The following is a 10,812-nucleotide window of genomic DNA, read 5'->3' as shown; positions in this document are numbered from 1 at the left end:
CCGCACTCCGCCGCCTCAATACCGGCCACGCCAACCTCCTCGGCGCCGTCCTCACCAAGTTCGACCCCAAGAAAACCAGCAGCCCTTACGCACACTACGGATATAATTACTACCAATATGGCAGCGAAAACTAAATCTATAAATAGAATTGTTCGCCCTGTTCATTATCTCGTGCAGGCGCGTCGATGAAGGCAGCGTTCAATTAAATGAAGATCGGTGCCTTGAGTAAAATAAAGGTGTTGAATTATAGATGGCACAGAAATCAGCTCTCATAACGGGTGTTACCGGTCAAGATGGCGCCTACCTTGCGCAGCTTCTTCTTGGTAAGGGCTATATAGTTCACGGCATAAAGCGCCGTTCCTCATCGTTCAACACGGGGCGCATTGAAGGAATTTACCAGGATCCCCACGAAAGTGATGCACGCTTTCATCTCCATTATGGGGACATGACCGACAGCACCAACCTGATTCGGATCATTCAGGAAACGCAACCTACAGAGATCTACAATCTGGCCGCGCAAAGCCATGTGCAGGTGAGCTTCGAGACCCCCGAATATACTGCCAATTCTGACGGGCTCGGGACGCTGCGTTTGTTGGAAGCGATCCGCATTCTGGGCATGGAACAGCGCTGCCGTTTCTACCAGGCGTCGACGTCGGAACTCTACGGCCTCGTCCAGGAAGTGCCGCAGCGCGAGACGACCCCCTTTTATCCGCGCTCACCGTATGCGGCGGCAAAGCTCTATGCTTATTGGATCGTCGTCAATTATCGCGAGGCATACGGCCTTCATGCCTCGAACGGCATCCTGTTCAACCACGAGAGCCCGCTGCGCGGTGAAACCTTCGTAACGCGCAAGATCACCCGCGCGGCCGCGGCGATCAGCCTCGGCCGGCAGGAAAAGCTGTACCTCGGCAATCTCGACGCGAAGCGCGACTGGGGCCATGCGCGCGAATATGTGCGAGGGATGTGGCTGATGCTCCAACAGGACGAACCCGACGATTATGTACTGGCGACAGGGCAGACAACCCCGGTGCGGACCTTCGTCGAATGGGCGTTTGAGGATACCGGCGTCGCGCTCGAATGGCGTGGGCAGGGCGTGGATGAAAAGGGGTATTGCACCAAGACCGGCAACTGCCTGATCGAGGTCGATCCGCGCTATTTCCGCCCGACCGAGGTCGAACTGCTGATCGGCGACCCTTCAAAGGCGAGGCAGAAATTGGGCTGGACGCACGAGACGCCCGTCCGGGAACTGGCCCGTGAAATGGTCCAGGCCGATTTGATGGTGATGCGCGACGCGCCGATCAACAAGGACGCCTGAGCCGTGGAAGATGTCGACTTTCGGCTTGCCGGACAGAGAGTTTTCGTGGCCGGGCACCGCGGGATGGTCGGCTCGGCGATCGCCCGGCGGCTCGCCCGCGAGGATTGCGAGATTCTGACAGCGACCCGCGACGACCTGGACCTGATGAACCAAGCCGCAGTGCGCGCCTGGTTTGCTGATCACCGTCCCGATGTGGTGGTGGTTGCGGCCGCCAAGGTCGGCGGCATCCTCGCCAATGACAGCTATCCCGCCGATTTTCTGTACAACAACCTGATGATCGAGGCGAACCTCATCGAGGCATCGCATCGGGCCGACGTCGCAAAGCTGCTGTTCCTGGGATCGAGCTGCATCTATCCTAAATTCGTCGAGCAGCCGATCCACGAGGAAAGCCTGCTGACAGGGCCGCTCGAACCGACCAACGAATGGTATGCGATCGCCAAGATTGCGGGAATCAAGCTGTGCCAGGCGTATCGCCGTCAATATGGGCATGATTTCATTTCGGCGATGCCGACTAACCTTTATGGCCCCGGTGACAATTTCGATCTCAACACCAGCCATGTGCTACCGGCGCTGATCCGTAAGGCATACGAGGCGAAGCAGGCGCATGCTGCCGCGATCGAGATTTGGGGTACCGGCACGCCGCGACGCGAATTCCTTCATGTCGACGATCTAGCCGATGCCTGCGTATTGCTGCTCAAGCGCTATTCGCATTACGACCATATCAATGTCGGATCGGGCGAGGATCAAACGATCCTCGATCTGGCGCATCTGGTTTGTGAGGTTGTCGGTTTCTCCGGCGACATCCACTGCAACACCGACAAGCCCGACGGAACACCCCGCAAGCTGATGGCGGCGGACAAATTACGGGCGATGGGTTGGTCGCCGGCGATTTCGCTCCCGACCGGGATTGCCGGTGCCTATCAGTGGTTCCTCGATCACAAGGTTTTTTGATCGATCATGCGTATCCTGCTTCTCGGGCTCAATTATGCCCCCGAAGAAATCGGCATCGGCCTGTACTCGGGTGACATGGCGCGCGCATTGGCCGCATCGGGAAAGCAGGTGCGCGCAATCGTCGCGAAGCCTTATTACCCGGCCTGGAAGGTCTTCGATGGCTATTCGGGTAAACGCTGGGAAAGGGAGGTCGACGAAGGTGTCGATGTAACCCGGTGTCCCCTTTATGTCCCGGCCAAGCCGACGGGCTTACGACGGATCCTCCATCTTATCAGCTTTGCTGCCGCCGCGTTCGTGCCGACGGTGAAGGCTGGGTACAAGATTCGACCGCACGTGGTGTTCACTACCGCGCCTTCGCTGATTGCCGCACCGATCGCCTGGCTCGTCGGGTGGCTCACGAGAGCGAAGACCTGGCTTCATATCCAGGATTTCGAAATCGAGGCCGCGTTCGCCACGGGTCTGATCGACCCCGATACGTTGCCGGCCCGCATCGCCGCTAAAGTGGAAAATTGGATTCTTCAACGGTTCGATGTCGTCAGCTCCATATCGCCGCAGATGTGCGCGGCTTTGGTCCGCAAGGGTGTCGACCCCACGCGTATCTATGAATTTCGTAATTGGGCGGACGTGGATGCAGTGCGCCCGCTCGGCGGGGAGTCACTATATCGCACGGAATGGGGCATCACGACGCCCTATGTTGCGCTCTATGCGGGCAATATCGCGAACAAGCAGGGCATCGAAATCGTTCTCGAGGCGGCCGCCGCGTTGCGGGACCGGACGGATCTGACTTTCGTGATCTGTGGGGAAGGCCAAAACAGAGCGCGATTGGAACGCGCGGCCGCCCAATTAGGGAATGTTCAAATTCACGACCTTCAGCCGCGGGAGCGGCTGGGCGAACTACTGGGTTTGGCAACGGTCCACTTGTTGCCGCAACTGGCCGATGCCGCCGACCTGGTGTTGCCGTCGAAGCTCACTAATATGCTGGCCTCGGGTCGCCCCGTCGTTGCGACCGCCGATGTCGATACGGGCCTCGCTGCGGAGGTGGCAGGGTGCGGGATCACAACCCCGCCGGGGAACGCGCAGCTTTTTGCAACGGCGATTACCGATCTGCTGGATGCCGCGAAGCGGCGCACGTTATTGGGGCAGACAGCGCGTCTACGTGCCGAGGAACGATGGTCGAAGACTGCGATCCTCGATCGCTTTACGGAAAAGCTTGCCCGCATCGTCGACAACGCGGATCCGTGACCGAGCCTTGGCTAAGAGCGACGCAGCCACTCTATTGTTTTACGCACACCCAATGGAAAGGGAATTTTCGGCGCTCCCGTGATCGCGTGGGTTGGCGAAAGATCAATTGCGCTGGACGTCGACATCCGGAACACCCGCCCTGAATCGACTGGTGCGGGAAGCCCAAGCTTCTTCAAAATGTCGCCAGCCCCGCCCAGTAGCGAGAGCAACCATAAGGGAATTCGACGGGCCGGCTTGCCCGTCAAGCCGACCGAGAAGGCATCGGCCCAGATATCGTAGTCAATCGTATCGTCGCCGACGTAGAAGACGCGTCTACCCTCGCGTCCTTCCCCCGAAAGCGTAAGAGCCAAGACCTGTTGCGCCGTATTTTCGACATAGCCGAAGGCGCGCAGAATCTTTTCCGACCTGGAAGGGTGGAGATAGTGGCGACTGGAGATATGCCGAAAGATATTCTCTCTGAACGAAGGATGGTGCGGCCCCCAAATGATCGTCGGCCGGATGATAAGCCAAGAGATGGGGAGGTCGGCCGCGCGCACCATGCGTTCCGTCTCGGCCTTCGCTTCTCCATAAACGGTGTATGGAGCGAACTTGATCTCTGACTCAGGTGTGATTCCCGGCTTCACGACGAATTGAGTAGAGATGTGAACGAACTTCGAGAGGTTGGGACACAGTGCGTCAGCGCGCTGAATGACGTCGATCACGTTCTGCGTGCCACACAAGGTGGTCGTGAATTCCTCCATCCGTGTAATCTGAACGTCGGTGTCGCTAGCGAGATGAATGATCGCATCGGGCCGAAAAGCTTCAACACTGCGAGAAAGCGTTTCCAAATCCCGGACATCTCCCTGGACCCAAAACGGCATGTGTTGCGTGAAATTTGGTTTGGCCAGATCGTAAAGTGCGAAGCCATGGCCTTGCTCCAGTGCCGCATTGGCGATCTCGCCACCAATGAACCCAGAACCACCCGTGAGAAACAATCTTGTCATTTGCCGTGCGTCACCTTCAAGAAATTATATCGTGTTTTGATCGGCTTCGCCGGATTGCCGACATAAACTGTCCAAGGCTCTAAATTCTTGGCCGCTACACCCCGCGCGCCGAGAACCGCCCCTTCTCCGACCGTGACTCCGGGGCCCACGAACCCCCCCGAAGCCAGCCAGGCATGGCGACAAATGCGAATTGGGCGCGTGTAGAGCTGGAAATGCGGATCGTCGATATTATGTGTGCCGGCCACCAAATGGACGAACTGTGCCACCTCGGCAAAATCCTCCAGAACGATCTTGTCCATACAATAACATTGCACATTGAATCCCAGCACAGCGCCACGACCCATTTCCAGATTGGGGGGATACCAAATCCGCGCAGAGCCATAGACCCGCGCACCGGGTGCGATTTTCGCGCCGAAAAGATTCAGGAGAAAACGGCGCCAGGCATATAGCTGGGGTGGGGTCCATGCGGCGAACAGAAACCACGTCGTGTTCCAGGTCGCTCGAAAGAGGATGTTCGACCAACTGAAACTACGCGCGCGGCCGGCGCTGCCGTATATGCTTCCCTGACGAATGTGGTTCGACATCACCAGCCTTCAGTTTTCGGGTAGGATTGCCGCCGGCCTTACAACCAGGGCGCTGGCCCGTTCAATGACCGATCCCTGCAACTCGCGCCGGATTTCATGTCATCTCGACGCGATGTCGCGCAAAGCTCCCGTCATTGGCGCTTGCGCGGCGGTGGGGAATTCTATTCAGCGGTGCCATGAAATACCCATGTTGCGGCCATCGTCCATGATCCGCCGTCTGGCTAAGGGCGTCGGCGCGAACGCGTTCGGCCAAATCGTGAATACGGCGGTTCAACTTGCCATCGTCCCGATCCTCGCCTCACAATGGGGGTTGGAGCGCTACGGCACCTGGTTGATGATCATTACGGTGCCGTTCTACCTGTTGGTCAGCGACCTCGGTTTTGCCAAGGCCGGCGCGGTCGACATGACGATGAAGATGACGCGTGGCGACATAAAGGGCGCGCTCGTCACGTTTCAGACCACGTTTGTCTTCATCGCGACCATGTTTGTGCTCCTATGCACCCTGATCGGGCTGACCTCCGCGTTGCTGCCGGCATCGTGGATCGGATCGGCGGCGGTATCGGCGCATGAGGTGCGTTGGGCTCTGGGGCTGATGTCTTGCTATGGTGTCCTCATCATCAGCGCCACGCTCTTTTCGGGGGGCTATCAGGGCAGCGGAAATTACGCGGTCGAAGCCGCGATCGCGGCTTGCGTGCTCCTGATCGAAGGGGTGTCGGCGATGGTGATTGCCGCCTCGGGCGGGGGGATGATCGCGGTCGCGGCTTCGTACCTGATGTGGCGGGCGCTCGGCACGCTTGTCCGCGGCATAGTGATGCATCGTATCGCCAAGGGCATCCACATCGGTTTCCGTCATGCGAGCATGGATTGCATGCGTGAGTTGCTGCGCCCGGCGCTCGCGATCATGGCGGTGCCGATGGCACAGGCGTTCGTGTTGCAGGGAACCGCGCTTGCGATCGGCTGGGCCGCGTCCCCGGCCGCCGTGCCGTTGTTCACCACGACGCGAACCCTCACGCGCTTCGGCATGCAGATCGTCGGCACCGTCACCAACGCGACCATGCCCGAATTCTCGATGGCGAGCGCGGCCGCCAATCGACCGCTTCAGATCCGGTTGATTCTGCTCATCTTGGGCACGAGCGCGCTGATCCTGCTTCCGATCGGCGTGATCCTGCTTGTTGCCGGCCCCGAGATCATCGGGCTCTGGACGCACGATGTCGTCCACGTTTCATGGCCGATGGTCGCACTGATGGTGGCAGTGATGCTGGCAAACGGCAGTTGGTCGCCGGTGTCGAACATGATCGTGGCGGTCAACAAGCAACGGCTCTTCACACCGATCTTCGTCGTGCTTGCGGCGTTCAGCGCGGTTCTGGCTTATGGGCTCGCGCTGCGGTTCGGTGCCGAAGGCGGTGCCATCGCCATGCTGGTCGTCGATCTCGTCATGTGGGTCGTGATTGCCCGGATCGTGATCCGCCTGTTTGCGACGCCCCGGGAATTTTTCGAGGCAATCCCCGACGCGTTGCGCGACACCGGCCAATTGTACCGAAAGCTGCGGCGCCGATGACCCGCTGATTATTGGCCGGCGAAACGTTCTACCGGAAGGCGGAGCAATTGCAGGGCTTCACGCGCCAACGCTTCGCTTGAATCGATGGCCCGATAACCATTGCTCTCGAACCGAGCGCGCAGTTCGGAAAGCTCGGTGCATGCCAGAAGAATGGTGTCTGCCCCTGCCTGCACGAGCGTATCGGCCAGCCCATCGAACCGCGCCAGCATCTCGGCGTCCATCCGGCCGTTCACCTTGACCTGATCGATGCCCGACCAGACCAGCGCCTGCTGTTCCTGATCAAGGGGAAGAACCATCGCGCCGCGCCTGGCTGCCGCCTCGGCATAGGTGCCGAAGCGCGCCAGGCCGCCCGATCCCAAGGCCGCCAGGTTCCGACCACCTTGCGCCAGCGCCGCACCTACCGTCGCGTCGATGATATTCGGAACCGGCACCGGTGCGTCGGCCGCCCAGCGGTCGTACAGGACATGCGCTGTATTGCAGGTCACCACGACGACGGTGGCTCCCTGATCGGCGAGTTCGCGGATGGAGGCGGCGATGGCCGGGGAAAAATCGGCTTCGCCAAGATCGAGGTGACGGCCCCGGCTCGGGAGCTTGGTGTTGATGTCGAAAATGACGCGCGGATAATGCCAGTCCTTGGGTGCATCGACCAACCGATACAGCGTCGAGGCAAATTCAAGCGTTGACCAAGGCGCGACCCCGATCACTCCCAGAACGCCTTCGTCGCGCGGCCAATCCACGATGCCGCCAGGTGGGGAAATTACAGGCATTTCGATGTCATCCCAACTTTTGGAGCAATTTTATCCGGCCGCTTTCTTTCAGCTATCCTGTACCACGCGCGCAACATGGCGAATGCGATTGATTGCCAATATCCATTGCGCAGCGCCCCAACAGATCAACACGATAAGAGCTATGAGAGGAAAAAACGCGAACAGAATCATGATCACGAGAAAATTTCCGTACTCGCGAATATTAGAAAGAATGGTTCTCCCCAGTTTCCCACTTAGTCCATATACAGACAGGGAATAGTTCAATGGGGATTGTTCAGAATCGTAACCATCGACTTTTGTTCTATAAGCGTAAGACGCCAGGCTGACCGAGTAATTTACGATATTACCCATCAGGAAAATACCGGCGACCTTCACCAACATAGAGTCCAACGACAATCCGTTGATAATCGTATAATAGCATGCGGTGACGATCGCTACTTTTGTAATATCTAGCGACGAGTCCAGCCACGCCCCTTGCTTCGATCGTTGATTGGTAACTTTCGCCAATTGGCCATCGGAAAAATCCAATGTATGGGCAAGAAAGAATACGCAATACGCCGCGACGATGCTGGCCGTCCCCAGCGGATATGCCATGATGACGATCAAGCCGATGACATTGGAGATGGCCGCCGTGATCGTCAGGTGATTGGGAGACAAGCCCAGTCTCGCCGCAGCCCACACGAAATATCCCGAGGGCAGGTAGAAGATGGGCCACCAGATATTGTTAGGTGCCTGCGCGGCCCCCCTGATTTCCGCCATGGTCGGCGTTGTCATGCGCGTCTATCCAACAAATTGGCTCCGGGCTGAGCTGATGGCCGCTGTTAAGTGATCACCCATCGCCATGCAACACGCCCCCGATCGCCGACCAGACGAGATCGACGACCCGTCGCAACGTCCGATGAACCCGTCCCGCTCACCTGGAACGTGCGAACTGGCCGCTGCAACGTGTTGTCGTCGCTGAAGGCCGGATCAGCCCGCGCATGCTCCAGCCAACTTGAGTCCCGGTTGCGAGATGTGTACTTGGCATCGCCATGACACGGACGTTTTCCAGCGCGAGCGAAGACTCGCCGCGCCTTGATCGCGCGGCGATCACCGAGTTTTTCGAGCAACGCGCGGTGAAGGCTGAGACGCTTGGCCCCGTACGGGCCGTTATCTATCAGGATAAGGATCCCGATCTTGCCGAGCGCCGGGACGCGGCGGAAAAGGCGCTGCTTCTTCCCAAGATGCAGCTTGAGAGCCATCATCGCGTGCTCGATATAGGCTGCGGCACGGGCCGCTGGGCGCAGGCGCTTCTACCGCAGTGCAGCAGCTATCACGGCGCAGATATGAGCCCGGGCCTGGTGCGGATCGCCGAAGGCATGTTCGCCGCCGACGCCAAGGTCCGCTTCTCGGTTTGCGCCGCGGACGCGCTTTCGCTCGACGCGCTTGGCGAACGCGAGCCTTTCGATCGCCTGCTCTGTGCAGGTGTCCTCATGTATCTTAATGACGACGAGGCGTTGCGCGCGCTTGAGGCGATGGCCGAGGTCGCGGCGCCCGAGGCGCTGATCGTCTTGCGCGAACCGCTCGCGACGAACCTGCGGCTCACCATTACGGAACATTTCTCCGAAGACATGGAGCAGAATTACAACGCTATGTACCGCTCCGAACCAGAACTGATCGCCATGATCGACCAGACGCTGTCCGCAAGCGGATTTCGCGTCCGCGATCGCGGCGACGTCTATCTCGATGCAGCGCTCAACAACCGCGCCGACACCAAGCAACGCTGGATCGTCATCGCACGATGAGAACAGCATTCTGTTTTGATCTCGACGGCACCGTTACGCGCACGGAAATTCTGCCGTGCATCGCCTCGGAACTGGGCATTTCCGATGAAATGGAGACGCTAACCCGCGCCACGATGGACGGGCATATCGATTTCATCCCCTCCTTCCGGCTGCGCTGCCTGATCCTCGGCGCGATCCCGCCGGAGCGGATCCGCGCCATCGTCGACGCGGTGCCCCTCAATGAGGACATCTTCAGTTTCATTCGGCGCAACAATGCCGATTGTTTCCTAGTGACGGGCAATCTGAACATCTGGATCGACGGCATCGCCGAGGAATGCGGGGCAACCCTATACTCCTCGACGGCCTCGTTTGACGACGGCAAGCTGTCGCTTGGGACCATCCTCGACAAGGGCGACGCCGTGGCGGACATTCGGAGCCGGGGCTATGATCGCGTGGTGGCGATCGGCGACGGCGCCAACGATATGCCGATGTTCCGCGCCGCCGATGTCTCGGTGGCGTTCGGCGGCGTCCACGCGCCGTCACACGCTGCAATCTCAGCCGCCGATTATGTCATCCATGAGGGAGTGGCTCTGTGCAGCCTGTTAGAAGCGCTGTCGTAGCAGCAGCGGGCCTGGGGTCGCGACTTGGCCTTGGCATGCCCAAATGTATGATCGAGGTGGGCAAGCAGAAGATTCTCACCCGGCTGGTCGGCCTGCTCGAGCAGCATGTCGACACGATTCACCTTGTGGTCGGCTATCGCGAGGAGTTGGTCATGGAATATTGCGCGAGCTATCACCGCAATGTGGTGATTGTGCGCAACCCCGATTTCCATGCCACCAATACCGCCTACAGCTTCGCGTTGGGCGCGCGCCATCTGAAGGGCAAAGTGCTCTACATGGACGGCGATCTGCTGGTCGTACCGGCCGATATGGCGAATTTTCTGGAAGAGGCCGCACATCACGACGTCCTCGTCGGGCTGACCGAACCCAAAAGCGAGCAGACGGTCTTCGCGAGCGTGGCCGCCCCGGCAACTGATGAATTGGCAGTGACCGGCTTCTCCCGCACCGAAGCGAGTGCGTTCGAATGGGCGAATATCGTGACCGGCCCGGCGGATCTGCTAGCCGGCGCTGATAGCTATGTCTTCGAGCACCTCGCGCGATCGCTCCCGCTCCCCGGGTGCATGCTCCACCTCGCTGAAGTTGATACCGCCGCCGATCTCGAAGCGGCGGAGCGGTTTGCTGCGGCGGTGTAAACAAGGCGGTTGCACGGGGATCGTCGCTAGGCTGTCAGAAGCCACATTGATCTTCCCGCGGTTTGGCGGACACGCTGGGTTAGCCGATCATGCGCTGTTCGGCCTGTTCGGGCGTGAGATACCCGAGGGCCGAGTGCATGCGATGCCGGTTGTAGTATCCTTCGATGTAGCCGAACAGGGCTTGCCGAGCCTCGGCTTGGGTTGCCCATTGGCACTGATGGACGAGTTCGACCTTGAGGGTATGGAAGAAGCTCTCCATCGGGGCATTATCGGTAAGCGTGGCCTGGAGGCCGCGGTTCAGGCGGCTTGAGCGATGGGCTGATCGACAGGTGGCTGCCAATTCCATGGGAGCAGTTCGTCCCAGCGGGTGGCGGGCCAATCGGCTGCGATCTTGCTG

The 10,812-nt window shown here is 59.4% G+C and carries 12 protein-coding genes; 7 read left to right on the top strand and 5 right to left on the bottom strand.

What is annotated here, in order from left to right; genetic code table 11:
• Positions 1 to 250 precede the first annotated feature (250 nt).
• The 3 genes from gmd to NFE57_RS16385 are packed head-to-tail and all read left to right on the top strand — an operon-like array spanning position 251 to position 3,508.
• On the top strand, positions 251 to 1,315 hold the full coding sequence (gmd, locus tag NFE57_RS16395; protein WP_252136664.1) for a GDP-mannose 4,6-dehydratase: 1,065 nt from the start codon (positions 251 to 253) through the stop codon (positions 1,313 to 1,315).
• A 3-nt stretch (positions 1,316 to 1,318) separates the two neighbouring features.
• Positions 1,319 to 2,266, top strand: a complete 948-nt coding sequence (gene fcl, locus NFE57_RS16390; RefSeq protein WP_417439178.1) for a GDP-L-fucose synthase — start codon at positions 1,319 to 1,321, stop codon at positions 2,264 to 2,266.
• 6 nt (positions 2,267 to 2,272) lie between these two features.
• Entirely contained in the window at positions 2,273 to 3,508 is a 1,236-nt protein-coding gene (locus tag NFE57_RS16385; RefSeq protein ID WP_252136663.1) for a WcaI family glycosyltransferase, read from the top strand.
• Positions 3,509 to 3,519: 11 nt separating this feature from the next.
• On the opposite strand, the gene NFE57_RS16380 is transcribed toward NFE57_RS16385, so the two are convergent.
• Both NFE57_RS16380 and NFE57_RS16375 read right to left on the bottom strand, forming a co-directional pair.
• Positions 3,520 to 4,491 carry an NAD-dependent epimerase/dehydratase family protein gene (locus NFE57_RS16380; RefSeq protein WP_252136662.1) on the bottom strand — a complete coding sequence of 324 codons (972 nt, stop codon included), beginning with the start codon at positions 4,489 to 4,491 and terminating at the stop codon, positions 3,520 to 3,522.
• The gene (locus tag NFE57_RS16375) at positions 4,488 to 5,075 is read right to left on the bottom strand and encodes an LbetaH domain-containing protein (protein WP_252136661.1); all 588 of its coding nucleotides are present in this window, start codon (positions 5,073 to 5,075) and stop codon (positions 4,488 to 4,490) included. The genes NFE57_RS16380 and NFE57_RS16375 overlap by 4 nt, the downstream gene beginning before the upstream one ends.
• Here NFE57_RS16375 and NFE57_RS16370 point away from each other — a divergent pair.
• Positions 5,062 to 6,633, top strand: a complete 1,572-nt coding sequence (locus NFE57_RS16370) for a lipopolysaccharide biosynthesis protein (RefSeq protein WP_252136660.1) — start codon at positions 5,062 to 5,064, stop codon at positions 6,631 to 6,633. The two genes, NFE57_RS16375 and NFE57_RS16370, sit on opposite strands and share 14 nt — an antisense overlap.
• An 8-nt stretch (positions 6,634 to 6,641) precedes the next feature.
• Here NFE57_RS16370 and NFE57_RS16365 read toward each other — a convergent pair whose 3' ends face one another.
• Positions 6,642 to 7,370 (bottom strand): aspartate/glutamate racemase family protein, encoded by a 729-nt coding sequence (locus NFE57_RS16365; protein ID WP_252136659.1) that lies wholly within the window; start codon positions 7,368 to 7,370, stop codon positions 6,642 to 6,644.
• Between the two features lie 78 nt (positions 7,371 to 7,448).
• A complete protein-coding gene (locus tag NFE57_RS16360) occupies positions 7,449 to 8,174 on the bottom strand; it encodes a CDP-alcohol phosphatidyltransferase family protein (RefSeq protein ID WP_252136658.1) in 726 nt (241 codons plus the stop codon).
• A gap of 257 nt (positions 8,175 to 8,431) precedes the next feature.
• On the opposite strand from NFE57_RS16360, the gene NFE57_RS16355 reads away from it, so the two are divergent.
• Genes NFE57_RS16355 through NFE57_RS16345 form a run of 3 tightly spaced genes read left to right on the top strand, consistent with a single transcriptional unit; the run spans position 8,432 to position 10,415 of the window.
• Positions 8,432 to 9,184: a class I SAM-dependent methyltransferase gene (locus tag NFE57_RS16355; RefSeq protein ID WP_252136657.1), complete on the top strand. Its 753-nt coding sequence runs from the start codon at positions 8,432 to 8,434 to the stop codon at positions 9,182 to 9,184.
• Entirely contained in the window at positions 9,181 to 9,783 is a 603-nt protein-coding gene (locus NFE57_RS16350; RefSeq protein ID WP_286207883.1) for an HAD-IB family phosphatase, read from the top strand. Before NFE57_RS16355 ends, NFE57_RS16350 begins: the two co-directional genes overlap by 4 nt.
• Positions 9,784 to 9,818: 35 nt before the next feature.
• A complete protein-coding gene (locus NFE57_RS16345) occupies positions 9,819 to 10,415 on the top strand; it encodes an NTP transferase domain-containing protein (RefSeq protein WP_252136656.1) in 597 nt (198 codons plus the stop codon).
• 79 nt (positions 10,416 to 10,494) lie between these two features.
• On the opposite strand, the gene NFE57_RS16340 is transcribed toward NFE57_RS16345, so the two are convergent.
• Positions 10,495 to 10,755, bottom strand: coding sequence for an IS3 family transposase (locus NFE57_RS16340; RefSeq protein WP_502802774.1), 261 nt, complete (start codon positions 10,753 to 10,755; stop codon positions 10,495 to 10,497).
• Between the last annotated feature and the right edge of the window lie 57 nt (positions 10,756 to 10,812).

The organism is Hephaestia sp. MAHUQ-44 (genome assembly GCF_023806085.1).
Lineage (GTDB): Bacteria > Pseudomonadota > Alphaproteobacteria > Sphingomonadales > Sphingomonadaceae > Sphingomonas.
The sequence above is the reverse complement of the archived record's forward strand: the minus strand, read 5'-3'. Positions and strand labels throughout refer to the sequence as shown.

Coding starts and splice junctions, on each gene's coding strand:
- gmd (WP_252136664.1), top strand. CDS start 251: ATGGCACAGAAATCAGCTCTCATAACGGGTGTTACCGGTCAAGATGGC.
- NFE57_RS16385 (WP_252136663.1), top strand. CDS start 2,273: ATGCGTATCCTGCTTCTCGGGCTCAATTATGCCCCCGAAGAAATCGGC.
- NFE57_RS16380 (WP_252136662.1), bottom strand. CDS start 4,491: ATGACAAGATTGTTTCTCACGGGTGGTTCTGGGTTCATTGGTGGCGAG.
- NFE57_RS16370 (WP_252136660.1), top strand. CDS start 5,062: ATGTGGTTCGACATCACCAGCCTTCAGTTTTCGGGTAGGATTGCCGCC.
- NFE57_RS16375 (WP_252136661.1), bottom strand. CDS start 5,075: ATGTCGAACCACATTCGTCAGGGAAGCATATACGGCAGCGCCGGCCGC.
- NFE57_RS16360 (WP_252136658.1), bottom strand. CDS start 8,174: ATGACAACGCCGACCATGGCGGAAATCAGGGGGGCCGCGCAGGCACCT.
- NFE57_RS16355 (WP_252136657.1), top strand. CDS start 8,432: ATGACACGGACGTTTTCCAGCGCGAGCGAAGACTCGCCGCGCCTTGAT.
- NFE57_RS16350 (WP_286207883.1), top strand. CDS start 9,181: ATGAGAACAGCATTCTGTTTTGATCTCGACGGCACCGTTACGCGCACG.
- NFE57_RS16345 (WP_252136656.1), top strand. CDS start 9,819: ATGCCCAAATGTATGATCGAGGTGGGCAAGCAGAAGATTCTCACCCGG.